We start from the raw sequence: 16,965 nt of genomic DNA, 5'->3' as shown, positions 1-16,965 counted from the left end.
TTGTTCGGGGCGGGCGATCGCGCCCACGGGAACAAAACTATGGCCCCGCCAGCACCACGGCGCCAGCGACGTTCGTCTTGTGAATCGGGGCTTATCAGGCGAGCCGATACCGCTGCAGCCGTCAGTTCGACGGCAACTGGGGTGGCGGCGCCAGCTGGATTTCCTGAATGGTTTCGATCTGCTCGTGAGCGACGTGCACGCCGGTCAGTTCGCCAATCAGGCGCCAGTGCTCGTCGAGCCCGGCGCTGATCGTGGCCATGCGGTCGATCATGTGCCGGCCGGCCGTCTTCACCACTTCGTCTTCACTGCGCAGCAGTTCGAACGACATCGAGGTGACCGACGCGGTGAGGTGGGTCAAGGAGCGAGCCGTGTGGCCCAGCAGTTCCATTAACAGTTGTTCTTTCGATTCCATGCGGAGGCTTCCTGCGTCGCTCGAATGTTATTTATAACCCGGCACTTTGCTTTAGCAAATGTTTCAACCCGGCCATCCGACCAAGCGAATCCACCGCCACCCCGCGCCAAACCGACCAAAGCCATGCCGTGTGCGGCGCCGCGCATTGCCAAGCGCGGCGGGGCCAGTGTACAAAGAGGCTCGCTGCTGCCCTGAACCCGGCTGCAAATGCGCGACTGCAACGCGCAGCGCGCCCTTCGATTCCCGCGTAAACCGTAGCCTATTGGCGTAACGCGACATTTAATGTCAATATCGCGCCTTCCCCTATTCCGTCGCCCCGTGCGGCTTACGCCGCAGGTCTCGCCCGTTGTTCCGTTAAACAAGGCTTTGAGCATCTGCGGTTGGTAGCAAAAAGGTAGTCAATGATGAGCGCAAGGCACTTTCTCTCCCTGATGGATTGCACGCCCGAAGAGCTGGTCAGCGTGATCCGTCGAGGCGTTGAGCTCAAGGACCTGCGTAAGCGCGGCGTACTGTTCGAGCCTCTGAAAAACCGCGTGCTGGGGATGATCTTCGAAAAGTCCTCGACGCGCACCCGCATTTCCTTCGAGGCCGGGATGATTCAGCTCGGCGGCCAGGCGATCTTCCTCTCGCCGCGCGACACCCAACTGGGCCGTGGCGAGCCGATCGGCGACTGCGCCATCGTCATGTCGAGCATGCTCGATGCGGTGATGATCCGTACCTTCGCCCACAGCACCCTGACCGAATTCGCCGCCAACTCGCGCGTGCCGGTGATCAACGGCCTGTCCGATGACCTGCATCCGTGCCAGTTGCTGGCGGACATGCAAACCTTCCTCGAACATCGCGGCTCGATCCAGGGCAAGACCGTGGCGTGGATCGGCGATGGCAACAACATGTGCAACAGCTATATAGAAGCGGCGATCCAGTTCGACTTCCAGTTGCGCGTTGCCTGCCCGCAAGGCTATGAGCCGAACCCCGAGTTCGTCGCCCGTGCCGGTGACCGTGTCACCATCGTCCGTGATCCGCAGGATGCCGTGCGTGGCGCGCATCTGGTGAGCACCGATGTCTGGACTTCGATGGGTCAGGAAGAGGAAACTGCCAAGCGCCTCAAGTTGTTCGCGCCGTTTCAGGTCAACCGTGCCCTGCTCGACCTCGCCGTCGAGGACGTGTTGTTCATGCATTGCCTGCCGGCGCACCGCGGCGAAGAAATCAGTCTCGACCTGCTTGATGACCCGCGCTCCGTCGCCTGGGATCAGGCAGAAAACCGTCTCCACGCACAGAAGGCCCTGCTCGAGTTCCTCGTCGAACCGGCATATCACCACGCATGAGTCATGAATTACTGCTGAACCTGCGCAACCTCGCTTGCGGCTATCAAGATCAACGTGTGGTGCAGAACCTCAATCTGCACCTCAACGCCGGCGACATCGGTTGCCTGCTCGGCTCGTCGGGCTGCGGCAAGACCACCACGCTGCGCGCCATCGCCGGTTTCGAGCCGGTGCATGAAGGCGAAATCACCTTGGGGGGCGAAACCCTGTCCAGCGCCGGGTTCACCCTGGCTCCGGAGAAACGCCGGATCGGCATGGTGTTCCAGGACTACGCGCTGTTCCCGCACCTGAGCGTCGCCGACAACATCGCCTTCGGCATTCGCAAGCACCCGAACAAGCAACGCGTCACCGAAGAGCTGCTGGAACTGGTCAACCTGAAGAACCTCGGCAAGCGCTTCCCGCACGAATTGTCCGGCGGCCAGCAACAGCGCGTCGCCCTCGCCCGCGCCCTGGCGCCAGAGCCGCAATTGCTGCTGCTCGATGAGCCGTTTTCCAACCTTGATGGCGAACTGCGACGCAAGCTCAGCCATGAGGTGCGCGACATTCTCAAGGCACGTGGCACCAGCGCGATTCTGGTGACCCACGATCAGGAAGAAGCCTTCGCCGTCAGCGACCACGTCGGGGTGTTCAAGGAAGGGCGGCTGGAACAATGGGACACCCCGTACAATCTCTACCACGAGCCCGCGACGCCTTATGTGGCCAGTTTCATCGGTCAGGGCTATTTCATTCGCGGGCAACTCGCCAGCCCGGAGTCGGTGCAGACCGAACTCGGTGAACTGCGCGGCAACCGTGCTTACACCTGGCCAATTGGCGGTGCGGTCGATGTGTTGCTGCGTCCGGACGACATTGTCTATGCGCCGGATAGCTCACTGAAGGCGCAGATTGTCGGCAAGACGTTCCTCGGCGCTTCGACGCTGTATCGCTTGCAGCTACCGACCGGTGCGCAACTGGAATCGATTTTCCCCAGCCATGCGGACCATCAGGTCGGTGCCGATGTGGGGATTCGGGTAGTGGCCGAGCATCTGGTGCTGTTCCAGGCATCCGGCAGCACGGCGGCGCAGATTCCGGCAGTGGAAAATGGCGTTCGCCGGCATAGCACAGCCCTTTAAGCGACACATTGATACCCTGTGGGAGCTAGCCTGCTAGCGATTCGATTGATCTGTCACTACTGAGGTGACTGACACATCGCAATCGCTAGCAGGCTAGCTCCCACAGTGAGTTTTGCGATTAGTTAAGGAGCAATGTTCCGCTCGCCACCAATGTCGCATTGCCGCCGATCTTCACCCGCTCACCTTCCAGTCGACAGAACAACTCCCCACCTCGCGCCGAGCGCTGGCACGCGGTCAGGCTCGATTTGCCCAGACGCTTCGACCAATACGGAATCAGGCTGCAGTGGGTCGATCCGGTGACCGGATCTTCATTGATGCCAATCGCCGGGGCGAAATAGCGTGAGACGAAATCATGCTGGTTGCCGCGAGCGGTAACGATCGCGCCCAGCCACGGCAGCTTCGCCAGCGCCGCCATGTCCGGCGTGCAATCGAGCACCGCCTGTTCTGACTCGAGCACCACGAACAGCTCGTTGGAGCCGAGCACATCCACCGCTTCGACACCCAACGCGCGCTCCACGTCGAGTGTCACGCCGATCTCGGTCGGCACGATTGTCGGGAAGTCCAGCCACAACCCCTCGCCCTCACGGCTGACGCTCAGCGGCCCGGATTTGCAGATGAAGTCGATACGCTCAGCGGTTTCCCCGTAGATCTCGAACAGCACATAAGCGCTGGCCAGCGTCGCGTGCCCGCACAGCGGCACTTCGGTGGTCGGGGTGAACCAGCGGATATGCCAGGCCTGGCCTTCGCGCACCAGGAACGCGGTTTCCGCCAGATTGTGCTCAGCGGCAATCTTCTGCATCAACTCGTCGGCGAGCCACGCATCGAGCCGATATACCATCGCCGGATTGCCGCTGAACGGCCGGTCACTGAACGCGTCGACCTGATGAAACGCAAGCTGCATAACCTTCTCCTTTAAGTCAATCGACACAGCATGCGACCACGCGGCGGGCGGCGCCAGTGACAGAACCGGCGATTTTCTTTCATACAGTGCCGAGGCAGTTCATGGCCGGCCGATGTCGGCGAATGTCGCCTGGGTGTGCTCGGCAAGCACTGCTGGCGCCAACTCGACTTCCAAACCACGGCGCCCGGCGCTGACATAGACAGTGGCGAAGCCTTGCGCTGAGTTATCAATGAACGTACGCAGGCGCTTCTTCTGCCCCAGCGGACTGATGCCGCCCAACAGATAACCGGTGGAACGCTGCGCCGCTGCCGGGTCAGCCATTTCAACTTTCTTCACCCCTGCCGCATGCGCCAGACCTTTCAGATCAAGGCTTCCGACGACCGGCACCACCGCCACCAGCAATTCGCCTTTTTCGCTCGCCGCCAGCAGCGTCTTGAACACCTGCGCCGGCTCAAGCGCCAATTTCTCTGCAGCCTCGAGTCCGTATGAAGCGGCTTTGGGGTCATGTTCGTAACTGTGCACGCGATGTTCGGCACGAACTTTTTTCAACAAGTCCAACGCGGGGGTCATGGCAGCTCCGGGCTCGGCAGTGACAGAAATAACCTGCGGCGGATTCTAGGCGATCACCGTACAAAAGGCTCTAGTGCATGCCACGATTCCCGGGACCTGCAGCGATTTCAGGCCAACCAGACGGCACCTTCGACGAGGGATCATTCACGCTACGAATAGTTTTATTGTGACCGACAGTTCACTTTCGACCTTTGACAGGTTTGTTTCTTGTCTATATTTTTTCGAAACTGAATAATGTAAGAATTATCGATATCGCAGTACCCAGCAGTAAACCGGGAACGGAATGGGGATTCCCAACCGGTGAAAATCGCGCCTTGCCCTGTCAGCAGCGCGCCAGACAACAACAAAAACCGAGGTTTTCAATGACCACTGCTTTACCGCAACCATCGCTTTGGGGCCAATGCCTGGCCGAATTTCTCGGCACCGCCCTGCTGATCTTCTTCGGCACCGGTTGTGTCGCCGCGCTCAAAGTCGCGGGCGCCAGCTTCGGCCTGTGGGAAATCAGCATCATCTGGGGCGTCGGCGTGAGCATGGCGATCTACCTGACCGCCGGGGTCTCCGGCGCGCACTTGAACCCGGCCGTGAGCATCGCTCTGGCGGTTTTCGCCGATTTCGAAAAGCGCAAACTGCCGTTCTACATTCTTTCGCAGATTGCCGGCGCCTTCTGTGGCGCGCTGCTGGTCTATACGCTGTACAGCAATCTGTTCTTCGATTTCGAACAAACTCACCAAATGGTTCGTGGCTCGGCCGCCAGCCTTGAATTGGCGTCGGTGTTCTCGACGTTCCCGAATCCCGCGCTGTCGACCGCTCAGGCCTTTCTGGTCGAGATGATCATCACCGCCATCCTGATGGGCGTGATCATGGCCCTGACCGACGACAACAATGGCTTGCCGCGCGGCCCGATGGCGCCGCTGCTGATCGGCTTGCTGATCGCCGTGATCGGCAGCTCGATGGGCCCGCTGACCGGTTTTGCGATGAACCCGGCGCGCGATTTCGGTCCGAAACTGATGACTTTCTTCACCGGCTGGGGTGAAATTTCCCTCACTGGCGGCCGTGACATTCCGTACTTCCTGATTCCGATTTTTGCACCGATTGTCGGTGCCTGCCTCGGCGCTGCCGGGTACCGCGGGCTCATCGCCCGTCACCTGACCGGCGCCACACCTGCTACAAAGGATGCAGAACCGGCCATTGACGGCAAACCCAGAACGTCCTGAAACAGTCGGCGCCGGCTCCTGCCCGTCCGAGCCTGCGCCACGGCCCACTCTCCCTTATTTCGTCCAAGGCAATCGACATGACCGACATTCAGAACAAGAACTACATCATTGCCCTCGATCAGGGTACGACCAGTTCGCGCGCGATCATTTTCGACCGCGATGCCAACGTGGTCTGCACCGCGCAGCGCGAGTTCGTCCAGCACTACCCGCAGGCCGGTTGGGTCGAACACGATCCGATGGAAATCTTCGCCACTCAGAGCGCGGTGATGGTCGAAGCGCTGGCCCAGGCGGGCCTGCATCACGATCAGGTGGCCGCCATCGGCATCACCAACCAGCGTGAAACCACCGTTGTGTGGGACAAGACCACCGGCCGTCCCGTCTATAACGCGATCGTCTGGCAGTGCCGCCGCAGCACCGAGATTTGCCAGCAGCTCAAGCGTGATGGCCATGAAGACTACATCCGCGACACCACCGGCCTGGTCACCGACCCGTACTTCTCCGGCACCAAGCTGAAGTGGATTCTCGACAACATCGAAGGCAGCCGCGAACGTGCGCGTAACGGCGAACTGCTGTTCGGCACCGTCGATAGCTGGCTGATCTGGAAATTCACCGGCGGCAAGGTGCACGTCACCGACTACACCAACGCCTCGCGCACCATGCTTTTCAATATCCATTCGCTGGAATGGGATTCGAAGATGCTGGAGATCCTCGATATCCCGCGCGAAATGCTCCCGGAAGTCAAAGCCTCGTCGGAAATCTACGGTCGCACCAAGAGCGGCATTGCCATTGGCGGTATCGCCGGCGACCAGCAGGCAGCACTGTTCGGCCAGATGTGCGTCGAACCGGGCCAGGCGAAAAACACCTACGGCACCGGCTGCTTCCTGCTGATGAACACCGGCGACAAAGCAGTGAAATCGCAGCACGGCATGCTCACCACCATCGCTTGCGGCCCACGCGGCGAAGTGGCTTACGCACTGGAAGGCGCGGTGTTCAACGGCGGTTCGACCGTGCAGTGGCTGCGTGACGAACTGAAAATCGTCAACGACGCCCACGACACCGAGTACTTTGCCAACAAGGTCAAGGACAGCAACGGCGTCTATCTGGTACCGGCCTTCACCGGTCTCGGCGCGCCGTACTGGGACCCGTATGCCCGTGGCGCGCTGTTCGGCCTGACGCGTGGTGTGCGTGTGGATCACATCATCCGCGCCGCGCTGGAATCGATCGCCTACCAGACCCGCGATGTGCTCGACGCCATGCAACAGGACTCCGGCGAACGCCTCAAGGCGCTGCGTGTGGACGGCGGCGCGGTGGCGAACAACTTCCTCATGCAGTTCCAGGCCGACATCCTCGGCACGCAGGTCGAGCGCCCGCAAATGCGCGAAACCACCGCCCTCGGCGCGGCGTATCTGGCCGGTCTGGCGTGCGGTTTCTGGGGCAGCCTGGAAGAACTGCGCGGCAAAGCGGTGATCGAGCGCGAGTTCGAACCGAGCCTCGACGAAGCGGCGAAAGAGAAACTGTACAAAGGCTGGAAAAAAGCCGTCAGCCGCACCCGTGACTGGGCGCGCGAGGACGCTGAATAAGCCAAGGTTCAGTTACAGACAGGCATCAAACTGGTCGGGAGCGGATTCCTGCGTCATCATGGGCAAATTTTGCTTGGCAGCCCAAAGGAAGCCCCATGAATCTGCCTCCCCGTCAGCAGCAAATCCTCGAGCTGGTCCGCGAACGCGGCTATGTCAGCATCGAGGAAATGGCCACGCTGTTCGTTGTTACCCCGCAAACCATTCGCCGCGATATCAATCAGCTCGCGGAAGCCAATCTGCTGCGTCGCTACCACGGCGGCGCGGCGTACGATTCCAGTGTCGAAAACACCGCCTATGCGATGCGCGCCGATCAGATGCGCGACGAAAAACAACGCATCGGCGAAGCCATCGCCGCGCAGATCCCCGATCACGCCTCGCTGTTCATCAACATCGGCACCACCACCGAATCGATTGCCCGCGCCCTGCTCAACCACAGCCATCTGAAAATCATCACCAACAACCTCAACGTCGCGTCGATGCTCAGTGCCAAGGACGATTTCGACGTACTGTTGACCGGCGGCAATGTACGGCGCGACGGCGGCGTGGTCGGTCAGGCGAGCGTGGATTTCATCAATCAGTTCAAGGTCGATTTCGCCCTGGTCGGGATCAGCGGCATCGACGAGGATGGCAGCCTGCTCGACTTCGATTATCAGGAAGTGCGGGTATCCCAGGCGATCATTGCCAACGCGCGCCAGGTGATTCTGGCGGCAGACTCAAGCAAGTTCGGGCGTAACGCGATGATCCGGCTGGGGCCGATCAGCCTGATCGATTGCCTGGTGACCGATCAGCAACCGGTGCCGGCTCTGGCGCAGTTGCTGAGTCAGCACAAGATTCGCCTGGAAGTCGTCTGATCCCGCTTCCTCGCTGGCGGTACTGACGCCTTCGCGAGCAGGCTCGCTCCCACCTTTGGAATGCATTTCAAATTGTGTGCGAGCCTGCTCGCGAATAGGCGCCTACAAGCAGCACACCTCTGGCGCTTTTGCGCGCACCCCATGTTCGATAATTTTCCTTTCCCCGCCCTTCGATGAGTTTTTTCAATCGAAGGCGACTGGCTGTGCGCGTGTTTATGGGCTACCATTTTCGCAAATGAACATTTATGTTCGATTTCAAATATAGAAAATCAAAAAACCCGAGGCCAGCCAATGTCCACCTCTACCTTGCGAACGCCCCCTGTCTTCGAGATCTACGATATCGCCGTCATTGGTGGCGGGATCAATGGCGTCGGGATCGCTGCGGATGCCGCCGGTCGCGGGCTCTCGGTGTTCCTTTGCGAAAAGGACGACCTGGCCAGCCACACCTCGTCGGCCAGCAGCAAGCTGATCCACGGAGGCTTGCGCTATCTCGAACATTACGAATTCCGTCTGGTGCGTGAAGCATTGGCCGAACGCGAAGTACTGCTGGCCAAGGCCCCGCACATCGTCAAACCGATGCGCTTCGTGCTGCCGCACCGCCCGCACCTGCGCCCGGCGTGGATGATCCGTGCAGGCCTGTTCCTGTATGACAACCTCGGCAAGCGCGAAAAACTGCCAGGCTCGAAAAGCCTGAAGTTCGGCGCCGACAGCGCGCTGAAAAGCGAGATCAAGAAAGGTTTCGAATACTCCGATTGCTGGGTCGATGACGCCCGCCTCGTGGTGCTAAACGCCATGGCCGCGCGCGAAAAAGGCGCTCATGTGCACACCCAGACCTGCTGCGTCAGCGCACGTCGCGCCAAAGGCTTGTGGCATCTGCACCTGGAACGCGCTGACGGCAGCCTGTTTTCGATCACTGCCAAAGCCCTGGTCAACGCAGCCGGCCCGTGGGTCGCCAAGTTCATCCGCGACGATCTGAAGATGGAATCGCCGTACGGCATCCGCCTGATTCAGGGCAGCCACATCATCGTGCCGAAGCTGTACGAAGGCGAGCATGCGCACATTCTGCAAAACGAAGATCAGCGCATCGTCTTCACCATTCCGTACCTGAACCACTTCACGCTGATCGGCACCACCGACCGCGAATACACTGGCGACCCGGCAAAAGTGGCGATCACCGAGGCTGAAACCGACTACCTGCTGAAAGTGGTCAACGAACACTTCAAGAAGCAGCTCAGCCGCGACGACATCCAGCACAGCTACTCGGGTGTACGTCCGTTGTGCAACGACGAATCGGATAACCCATCGGCCGTGACCCGCGACTACACACTGGCGCTGTCCGGCAACGCGCAAGAGGCGCCATTGCTGTCGGTGTTCGGCGGCAAGTTGACCACCTACCGCAAACTCGCCGAGTCGGCGATGGCGCAGTTGATGCCGTTCTTCACCCAGATGCGCCCAAGCTGGACCGCCACGGCGACCCTGCCCGGCGGCGAAGACATGACCACCCCGCAGTTACTCAGCGCACTGATCCGCGACAAGTTCGACTTCGTCCCGACGGAAATCGCCCGTCGCTGGTCGGTGACCTACGGCAGCCGCACCTGGCGCATGCTCGAAGGCGTAGAAAGCCTGGCCGACATGGGCGAACACATCGGCGGCGGTCTCTACACCCGTGAAGTCGATTATCTGTGCAGCGAAGAGTGGGCCACCACCGCGCATGACATTCTGTGGCGTCGCACCAAGCTGGGGTTGTTCACTACGGCGGACGAGCAGCAGAAGCTGGCGGCGTATCTGGGCAAGGTTGAGCAGAACCGCAAGATCGAAGCGGCGTGACGTGAGCAACGCTTAAACGAAAGCCCCTGAATTGAGAGATTCAGGGGCTTTTTTGTTTTGTGGGCTCTGCAAAATTTGATTGGGTCAGTTAGATCTCTTCCCCCTCACCCCAGCCCTCTCCCCCACGGGGGCGAAGGGAAAGGGGGCAGATCTTTATGCTTTTCATGACCTGAGTTCGGCTCGACAATTAGGTCGGCGAAGCCCGCAAGAACCACTCGGTCAGTCCCCTCTCCCTCCGGGAGAGGGCTAGGGCGAGGGGCTTTTGACCGTTCGGTTTTCCGAACGAGACTCTTCAGTCAATTCGGTAAACCGGATCAGCCATCCACAAAAACATCATCAAAGAAATTTAATAACCTTATAAAACAGTGAGTTAACCATCTCCAACGGCTCTGGCACGACTCATGCTCTACACTCTCTCGACGAATGCCCGCTGAGCCAACACTTCAGGAGCCGTCAGGCATTCGAAGCACAAAAGGGCCGACAAACTGGCTCCATAAAAAAAACAATGTCGAGGAAAATTTGATGCGCATCGTTCCCCATATCCTGGGCGCAGCCATTGCTGCCGCTCTGATCAGCACGCCAGTTTTCGCCGCCGAACTCACCGGCACCCTGAAGAAAATCAACGATTCCGGTACCGTCACCCTCGCTCACCGCGACAGCTCCATCCCGTTTTCCTACATCGCGGATGCCTCCGGCAAACCAGTGGGTTACTCCCACGACATTCAGATGGCAATCGTTGAAGCCCTGAAAAAAGACCTGAACAAGCCAGACCTGCAGGTCAAGTACAACCTGGTAACCTCGCAGACCCGTATCCCGCTGATCCAGAACGGCACCGCGGATATCGAGTGTGGTTCGACCACCAACAACACCGAACGCGCCCAGCAGGTCGACTTCACCGTCAACATCTTCGAAATCGGCACCCGTCTGCTGGTCAAGAAAGACAAGGAAGGCAAGCCGTCCTATAACGACTTCGCCGACCTCAAAGGCAAAAACGTCGTGACCACCGCTGGCACCACGTCCGAGCGCATCATCAAAGCGATGAACGCTGACAAGCAGATGGGCATGAACATCATCTCCGCCAAAGACCACGGCGAATCCTTCAACATGCTCGAAAGCGGCCGCGCCGTTGCCTTCATGATGGACGACGCCCTGCTGGCCGGTGAAGAAGCCAAGGCCAAGAAGCCGGCTGACTGGGTCATCACCGGTACCCCGCAATCCTTCGAAGCCTATGCCTGCATGGTTCGCAAAGGCGACGCGCCGTTCAAGAAAGCTGTCGATGACGCCATTGTCGGCCTGTACAAGTCGGGCGAGATCAACAAGATCTACAGCAAGTGGTTCGAAAGCCCGATCCCGCCAAAAGGCCTGAACCTGAACTTCCCGATGAGCGACAAGGTGAAGGAACTGATCGCCAATCCGAGCGACAAGCCTGCGCCTGACGTGAAAATCTGATTCCTGACTAACCTTATCGTCTGAGGGAGCGACCTCCCTCAGACGTCTGTTACTGCCTGCTGGCTTTGCTGTGGAACACTCGACCTGGCGGTTTTCGAGCCGATCGCGTGTGTCCGACGTTCCTCGTCGGACGGGAAAGGAACTTCCCCAAGCGGGTGCTTGTACATCGATCGATTTCGAGGGGAGACCCTAATGAATTACAACTGGGACTGGGGCGTGTTCTTCAAGTCCACCGGCGTTGGCAGCGAGACTTATCTCGACTGGTACATCGCCGGCCTGGGCTGGACCATTGGCATCGCTGTCGTGGCGTGGATCATCGCTTTGCTGCTGGGCTCCATTCTGGGGGTCATGCGCACTGTGCCAAACCGCATCGTAGCGGGCATCGCAACCTGCTACGTGGAACTGTTTCGCAACGTGCCGCTGCTGGTTCAGCTGTTCATCTGGTACTTCCTGGTACCCGACCTGCTGCCGCAGAACCTGCAGGACTGGTACAAACAAGACCTCAACCCGACCACCTCGGCTTACCTGAGCGTTGTCGTGTGCCTGGGTCTGTTCACCGCTGCCCGTGTCTGCGAGCAGGTGCGCACCGGTATCCAGGCGCTGCCACGCGGTCAGGAATCTGCTGCCCGCGCCATGGGTTTCAAGCTGCCGCAGATCTACTGGAACGTGCTGCTGCCGCAGGCGTACCGGATCATCATTCCGCCGCTCACCTCGGAATTCCTCAACGTCTTCAAGAACTCCTCCGTGGCGTCCTTGATCGGCCTGATGGAACTGCTGGCGCAAACCAAACAGACCGCCGAGTTTTCCGCCAACCTGTTTGAAGCCTTCACCCTGGCCACGCTGATCTACTTCACCCTGAACATGAGCCTGATGTTGCTGATGCGCATGGTCGAGAAGAAAGTCGCCGTGCCCGGTCTGATCTCCGTGGGGGGTAAATAATGGACTTCGATTTCAGCGGCATCATCCCCGCGATCCCGGGCCTGTGGAACGGCATGGTCATGACCTTGCAGTTGATGGTCATGGGCGTGATCGGCGGTATCGTGCTCGGCACGATCCTGGCGCTGATGCGCCTGTCGTCGAGCAGACTGCTGTCGAACATTGCCGGCGCATACGTCAACTATTTCCGCTCGATCCCGCTGCTGCTGGTGATCACCTGGTTCTACCTGGCGGTGCCGTTCGTGCTGCGCTGGATCACCGGCGAAGACACGCCGATCGGTGCATTCACCTCGTGCGTCGTGGCATTCATGATGTTCGAAGCGGCGTATTTCTGTGAAATCGTGCGGGCCGGGGTGCAGTCGATTCCCAAAGGCCAGATGGCTGCCGCGCAAGCGATGGGCATGACCTATGGCCAGACCATGCGCCTGATCATCCTGCCCCAGGCGTTCCGCAAGATGACGCCGTTGCTGCTGCAACAGAGCATCATCCTGTTCCAGGACACCTCGCTCGTCTACACCGTGGGCCTGGTCGACTTCCTCAACTCCGCGCGCTCGAACGGCGACATCATCGGCCGTTCCAACGAGTTCCTGATCTTCGCCGGTGTCGTCTACTTCATCATCAGCTTTTCCGCCTCGCTGCTGGTCAAGCGTCTGCAAAAAAGGTTCGCCGTATGATCTCTATCAAGAACATCAACAAGTGGTATGGGGACTTCCAGGTGCTGACTGATTGCAGCACCGAGGTCAAGAAAGGCGAAGTGATCGTGGTCTGCGGCCCGTCGGGCTCGGGCAAATCGACGCTGATCAAGTGCGTCAACGCGCTGGAGCCGTTCCAGAAAGGCGACATCGTCGTCGACGGCACATCGATTGCCGACCCGAAGACCAACCTGCCGAAACTGCGCTCGCGCGTCGGCATGGTGTTCCAGCATTTCGAGCTGTTCCCGCACCTGACCATCACCGAAAACCTGACCATCGCGCAGATCAAGGTGCTGGGCCGCAGCAAGGAAGAGGCGACCAAAAAAGGTCTGCAACTGCTCGAGCGCGTCGGTCTGTCGGCGCATGCCCACAAGCATCCGGGGCAACTGTCCGGCGGTCAGCAACAGCGTGTGGCGATTGCCCGTGCGCTGGCGATGGACCCGATCGTCATGCTGTTCGACGAACCGACCTCGGCGCTCGACCCGGAAATGGTCAACGAAGTGCTCGACGTCATGGTGCAACTGGCCCACGAAGGCATGACCATGATGTGCGTGACCCACGAAATGGGCTTCGCCCGTAAAGTGGCCGACCGCGTGATTTTCATGGACGCCGGCAAGATCATCGAAGACTGCCCGAAAGAGGAATTCTTCGGCGACATCAGCGCCCGCTCCGAACGCGCGCAGCACTTCCTCGAGAAAATCCTGCAGCATTGAGTAAACACCGCTATCCCTGTGGGAGCGGGCTCGCCCGCGATGGGGTCGTGTCAGTCGCTACTGCTGTGACTGACAGACCGCTATCGCTGGCAAGCCAGCTCCCACAGGGACGGTGACAGCTTTCAGTAAGTGTGGTGGTTGACCCAAGGCAACTGTGATGAAATGCGACCCCAATCTTTATCGCGCAGCGCCGCCATCACTTGCCGTGAAGCCCCGTCTGATTCGTCATCTGTTCCTGCCGCCGCTGGTCATCGCGCTGATGATCGGTCTGGGTTTCATCGGCTTCTGGACCAGTGAGCATTTCGGTATCCGCAGCCTCGGCGAGAACGGCCAGCGTCAGCTGGAACTGCACGCCCGCGCGGTCGAAAGCGAGATCAGCAAATACACCTACCTGCCCAGCCTGCTCGAGCTCGAAACCAGTGTTTCGCAGCTGCTGGCCGACCCGACCCCGGAAACCCGGCGCACGGTCAACGATTATCTTGAAGGCCTGAACCGGCGCAGCCGTAGCCGGGCCATCTACGTCATGGACACCACCGGCCGGGTCATGGCCACCAGCAACTGGCGCGATGTCGACAGCTACCTCGGTGAAGACCTGTCCTTTCGCGCCTACTTCCAGAAAGCCGTACGCGGCGAACCCGGACGCTTCTACGGCATCGGCAGCACCAGCGGCGAGCCCGGTTATTACCTCGCCCACGGCCTCGAAGAGCACGGCAAGATCATCGGCGTCGCGGTGGTCAAAGTGCGCCTGGAAGCCATGGAAGAACGCTGGCAGCGCGCGCGCCTGGAAGCGTTTGTCAGCGACGAGAACGGCATCATCATTCTCTCCAGCGATCCGGCCCGACGCCTCAAGTCGGTGATTCCGCTGAGCGACGAGGTCAAGGAAAAACTGGCGCGCAGCCTGCAGTACTACTGGTTCCCGCTCAATGAACTGCAACCGCTGGCCCGCGAAACGCTGGACGAAGGCGTGGAAAAACTCACCTTCCCGGCCAACAGCGAAGTGCAGTCCGACGAAGACGACATCAGTTACTTGGCGCAGACCCGGCCGCTGAGCGACACGCCGTGGAATTTCACCCTGCTCACCCCACTGCAGGACCTGCGCCGCGAAGCAATCAATCAAGGCATTCTGGTCGCCGTGGCGTTCGCCTTCCTCGCCTTCCTGCTGATCGCCTGGAACGAGCGGCGCAAAGTCATCGCCACCCGCCTGGCCGCCCGCGAAGCCCTGCAAGAAGCCAACAGCCAACTCGAGCGTCGGATTACCGAACGCACCACCGACCTGCGCGCCAGCAACGAACGGTTGAAGAGCCAGATCCGCGAACGCCGTCAGGCCGAAGAGACCTTGCGCCGCGCCCAGGATGAACTGGTGCAGGCCGGCAAACTCGCCGCCATCGGCCAGATGTCGACCAGCATTGCACACGAACTGAACCAGCCGCTGGCGGCGATGCGCACGCTGTCCGGCAACACCGTGCGCTTCCTTGAGCGTGGGCAACTGGACGTCGCCAGCACCAACCTGAAAACCATCAACGACTTGATCGACCGCATGGGCCGCATCACCGCCAGCCTGCGCTCGTTCGCCCGGCGCGGCGACAACCACGGCCAGGCCAGCCTCGGCAAAGCTGTCGAGGCGGCGCTGCAATTGCTCGGCGCACGCCTGGAAAATTCAACGCTGCAGATTCATCGACAGTTCGCCGACGTGCAGTTGCACATCGACCAGACCCGTCTTGAACAGATTCTGGTCAACCTGATCGGCAACGCCCTCGACGCCATGCACGCACAAACGCAACCCGAGTTGTGGCTGGAAGGCGAAGAATTCGACGGCAAATATCGCCTGCGTGTGCGCGATAACGGCCACGGCATTGACGCCGAAGCGCGCAAGCATCTGTTCGAACCGTTTTTCACTACCAAGCCCGGCGCGCAAGGTCTGGGTCTGGGCCTGACCCTTTCCGCCAGCCTCGCAGCCGCCACCGGCGGGCATCTGGGTGTCGAACACCCGGCCAGCGGTGGCACCACTTTCGTACTCAGTTTACCGTTGGTAAGCCCTACACCTGCCGAGCCCATATGAATAACGATCTCAGTGTGCTGATCGTCGAAGACGACCCCCATGTGCTGCTCGGCTGCCAACAGGCGCTGACCCTGGAAGACATTCCCTGCATCGGCGTCGGCAGTGCCGAAGAAGCGCTGGAGCAGGTTGGCGACAACTTTGCCGGCATCGTCATCAGCGACATTCGCCTGCCGGGCATCGATGGCCTGGAACTGCTGACCCGCCTCAAGGCCCGCGATCGCAGCCTGCCGGTGGTGTTGATCACCGGTCATGGCGACATTTCCATGGCGGTTGGCGCGATGCAGAAAGGCGCCTATGACTTCATGGAAAAACCCTTTTCGCCGGAACGGCTGGTCGATGTCGCGCGGCGAGCGCTGGAACAACGCAGCCTCGCCCGCGAAGTGTCGTCGCTGCGCCGGCAACTGGCCGAACGCGATTCGCTGGAAGGCCGCATCATTGGCCGTTCGCCCGCCATGCAGAATCTGCGCGAATTGATCGCCAACGTTGCCGACACCTCGGCCAACGTGTTGATCGAGGGCGAGACCGGTACCGGCAAGGAACTGGTCGCACGCTGCCTGCACGACTTCAGCCGCCGCCACAGCAAACAATTCGTCGCGCTGAACTGCGGCGGCCTGCCGGAAAACCTCTTTGAAAGCGAGATCTTCGGCCACGAGGCCAACGCTTTTACCGGAGCCGGCAAGCGCCGCATCGGCAAGATCGAACACGCCGACGGCGGCACGCTGTTCCTCGACGAAGTGGAAAGCATGCCGCTGCCGTTGCAAATCAAGCTGCTGCGCGTATTGCAGGAACGCACCCTCGAACGCCTCGGCTCGAACCAGAGCGTGGCGGTGGATTGCCGGGTGATCGCAGCGACCAAATCCGACCTCGACGCCTCGAGCAAGGCCGGCGAGTTTCGCAGCGACTTGTATTACCGCCTCAACGTCGTGACCCTGGAACTGCCGCCGCTGCGCGAACGCCGCGAAGACATCCTGCAACTGTTCGAACACTTCACCCAGCAATCGGCGCTGCGCTTCGACCGTGCCTTGCCGGAGCTGGACAACCAGACGCTGTCGAACCTGATGAGCCACGACTGGCCGGGCAACGTGCGCGAACTGCGCAACGTCGCCGAACGCTTCGCCCTCGGCTTGCCGGCGTTCAAGAAATCCGGCGCCAGCGGCGGCCAAGGCCTGGCGTTTGCCGAAGCGGTGGAAGCCTTCGAACGCAACCTGCTCAGCGACGCCCTGCAACGCAGCGGCGGCAACCTGACCCAGGCGAGCCTGGAGCTGGGCATGGCCAAGACCACGCTGTTCGACAAAGTGAAAAAGTACGGGCTGAGCCACTGATGGATCTG

15 protein-coding genes are annotated in these 16,965 nt (G+C 60.3%); 12 read left to right on the top strand and 3 right to left on the bottom strand.

Going from position 1 to position 16,965, the window contains the following annotated elements:
* Positions 1 to 121: 121 nt before the first annotated feature.
* A complete protein-coding gene (locus J3P93_RS06025) occupies positions 122 to 412 on the bottom strand; it encodes a hypothetical protein (protein WP_090285872.1) in 291 nt (96 codons plus the stop codon).
* A 404-nt stretch (positions 413 to 816) separates the two neighbouring features.
* Between J3P93_RS06025 and argF the strand changes: the two genes are divergently transcribed.
* Together argF and J3P93_RS06015 are read left to right on the top strand one after the other, a co-directional pair.
* Positions 817 to 1,737 (top strand): ornithine carbamoyltransferase, encoded by a 921-nt coding sequence (gene argF, locus J3P93_RS06020; RefSeq protein ID WP_434595830.1) that lies wholly within the window; start codon positions 817 to 819, stop codon positions 1,735 to 1,737.
* Positions 1,734 to 2,843 carry an ABC transporter ATP-binding protein gene (locus J3P93_RS06015; RefSeq protein ID WP_434595828.1) on the top strand — a complete coding sequence of 370 codons (1,110 nt, stop codon included), beginning with the start codon at positions 1,734 to 1,736 and terminating at the stop codon, positions 2,841 to 2,843. Before argF ends, J3P93_RS06015 begins: the two co-directional genes overlap by 4 nt.
* Positions 2,844 to 2,961: 118 nt before the next feature.
* Here the strand turns inward: J3P93_RS06015 and J3P93_RS06010 are convergent, their stop codons facing one another.
* Positions 2,962 to 3,744, bottom strand: a complete 783-nt coding sequence (locus J3P93_RS06010) for a PhzF family phenazine biosynthesis protein (protein WP_434595826.1) — start codon at positions 3,742 to 3,744, stop codon at positions 2,962 to 2,964.
* Positions 3,745 to 3,843: 99 nt separating this feature from the next.
* Positions 3,844 to 4,314: a Cys-tRNA(Pro) deacylase gene (gene ybaK / locus J3P93_RS06005; RefSeq protein ID WP_434595824.1), complete on the bottom strand. Its 471-nt coding sequence runs from the start codon at positions 4,312 to 4,314 to the stop codon at positions 3,844 to 3,846.
* A 362-nt stretch (positions 4,315 to 4,676) separates the two neighbouring features.
* On the opposite strand from ybaK, the gene J3P93_RS06000 reads away from it, so the two are divergent.
* The 10 genes from J3P93_RS06000 to J3P93_RS05955 all read left to right on the top strand — a co-directional run bounded on the left by J3P93_RS06000 (position 4,677) and on the right by J3P93_RS05955 (position 16,957).
* Entirely contained in the window at positions 4,677 to 5,528 is an 852-nt protein-coding gene (locus J3P93_RS06000; RefSeq protein ID WP_434595822.1) for an MIP/aquaporin family protein, read from the top strand.
* A 77-nt stretch (positions 5,529 to 5,605) separates the two neighbouring features.
* The gene (gene glpK / locus J3P93_RS05995; protein WP_434595820.1) at positions 5,606 to 7,108 is read left to right on the top strand and encodes a glycerol kinase GlpK; all 1,503 of its coding nucleotides are present in this window, start codon (positions 5,606 to 5,608) and stop codon (positions 7,106 to 7,108) included.
* A gap of 95 nt (positions 7,109 to 7,203) precedes the next feature.
* A complete protein-coding gene (locus tag J3P93_RS05990) occupies positions 7,204 to 7,959 on the top strand; it encodes a DeoR/GlpR family transcriptional regulator (RefSeq protein WP_007963957.1) in 756 nt (251 codons plus the stop codon).
* Positions 7,960 to 8,250: 291 nt separating this feature from the next.
* Entirely contained in the window at positions 8,251 to 9,786 is a 1,536-nt protein-coding gene (gene glpD, locus J3P93_RS05985; protein ID WP_434595817.1) for a glycerol-3-phosphate dehydrogenase, read from the top strand.
* Positions 9,787 to 10,308: 522 nt separating this feature from the next.
* On the top strand, positions 10,309 to 11,235 hold the full coding sequence (locus tag J3P93_RS05980) for a glutamate/aspartate ABC transporter substrate-binding protein (RefSeq protein WP_434595815.1): 927 nt from the start codon (positions 10,309 to 10,311) through the stop codon (positions 11,233 to 11,235).
* Between the two features lie 192 nt (positions 11,236 to 11,427).
* A complete protein-coding gene (locus tag J3P93_RS05975) occupies positions 11,428 to 12,174 on the top strand; it encodes an amino acid ABC transporter permease (RefSeq protein ID WP_039758393.1) in 747 nt (248 codons plus the stop codon).
* Positions 12,174 to 12,845, top strand: a complete 672-nt coding sequence (locus J3P93_RS05970; protein ID WP_090285895.1) for an amino acid ABC transporter permease — start codon at positions 12,174 to 12,176, stop codon at positions 12,843 to 12,845. The genes J3P93_RS05975 and J3P93_RS05970 overlap by 1 nt, the downstream gene beginning before the upstream one ends.
* Positions 12,842 to 13,576, top strand: coding sequence for an amino acid ABC transporter ATP-binding protein (locus J3P93_RS05965; RefSeq protein ID WP_007916729.1), 735 nt, complete (start codon positions 12,842 to 12,844; stop codon positions 13,574 to 13,576). The genes J3P93_RS05970 and J3P93_RS05965 overlap by 4 nt, the downstream gene beginning before the upstream one ends.
* 157 nt (positions 13,577 to 13,733) lie before the next feature.
* Complete coding sequence (locus J3P93_RS05960; protein ID WP_434595812.1) at positions 13,734 to 15,635, top strand: sensor histidine kinase; 1,902 nt, start codon at positions 13,734 to 13,736, stop codon at positions 15,633 to 15,635.
* A gap of 44 nt (positions 15,636 to 15,679) precedes the next feature.
* Complete coding sequence (locus tag J3P93_RS05955) at positions 15,680 to 16,957, top strand: sigma-54-dependent transcriptional regulator (protein ID WP_239007589.1); 1,278 nt, start codon at positions 15,680 to 15,682, stop codon at positions 16,955 to 16,957.
* Positions 16,958 to 16,965 lie beyond the last annotated feature (8 nt).

The organism is Pseudomonas sp. R3-57, assembly GCF_051132065.1.
In the GTDB taxonomy this organism is placed as follows: Bacteria; Pseudomonadota; Gammaproteobacteria; order Pseudomonadales; family Pseudomonadaceae; genus Aquipseudomonas.
Note: the sequence above shows the minus strand (reverse complement) of the source record. Positions and strands in the feature narration are given on the sequence as shown.

Excerpts from the sequence above, each read along its gene's own strand:
- J3P93_RS05975 (WP_039758393.1), top strand. The coding sequence starts at position 11,428 with ATGAATTACAACTGGGACTGGGGCGTGTTCTTCAAGTCCACCGGCGTT.
- glpD (WP_434595817.1), top strand. The coding sequence starts at position 8,251 with ATGTCCACCTCTACCTTGCGAACGCCCCCTGTCTTCGAGATCTACGAT.
- J3P93_RS05965 (WP_007916729.1), top strand. The coding sequence starts at position 12,842 with ATGATCTCTATCAAGAACATCAACAAGTGGTATGGGGACTTCCAGGTG.
- J3P93_RS05960 (WP_434595812.1), top strand. The coding sequence starts at position 13,734 with ATGAAATGCGACCCCAATCTTTATCGCGCAGCGCCGCCATCACTTGCC.
- J3P93_RS06010 (WP_434595826.1), bottom strand. The coding sequence starts at position 3,744 with ATGCAGCTTGCGTTTCATCAGGTCGACGCGTTCAGTGACCGGCCGTTC.
- J3P93_RS06025 (WP_090285872.1), bottom strand. The coding sequence starts at position 412 with ATGGAATCGAAAGAACAACTGTTAATGGAACTGCTGGGCCACACGGCT.
- J3P93_RS05980 (WP_434595815.1), top strand. The coding sequence starts at position 10,309 with ATGCGCATCGTTCCCCATATCCTGGGCGCAGCCATTGCTGCCGCTCTG.
- argF (WP_434595830.1), top strand. The coding sequence starts at position 817 with ATGAGCGCAAGGCACTTTCTCTCCCTGATGGATTGCACGCCCGAAGAG.
- J3P93_RS05990 (WP_007963957.1), top strand. The coding sequence starts at position 7,204 with ATGAATCTGCCTCCCCGTCAGCAGCAAATCCTCGAGCTGGTCCGCGAA.
- J3P93_RS06015 (WP_434595828.1), top strand. The coding sequence starts at position 1,734 with ATGAGTCATGAATTACTGCTGAACCTGCGCAACCTCGCTTGCGGCTAT.
- glpK (WP_434595820.1), top strand. The coding sequence starts at position 5,606 with ATGACCGACATTCAGAACAAGAACTACATCATTGCCCTCGATCAGGGT.
- J3P93_RS06000 (WP_434595822.1), top strand. The coding sequence starts at position 4,677 with ATGACCACTGCTTTACCGCAACCATCGCTTTGGGGCCAATGCCTGGCC.
- ybaK (WP_434595824.1), bottom strand. The coding sequence starts at position 4,314 with ATGACCCCCGCGTTGGACTTGTTGAAAAAAGTTCGTGCCGAACATCGC.
- J3P93_RS05970 (WP_090285895.1), top strand. The coding sequence starts at position 12,174 with ATGGACTTCGATTTCAGCGGCATCATCCCCGCGATCCCGGGCCTGTGG.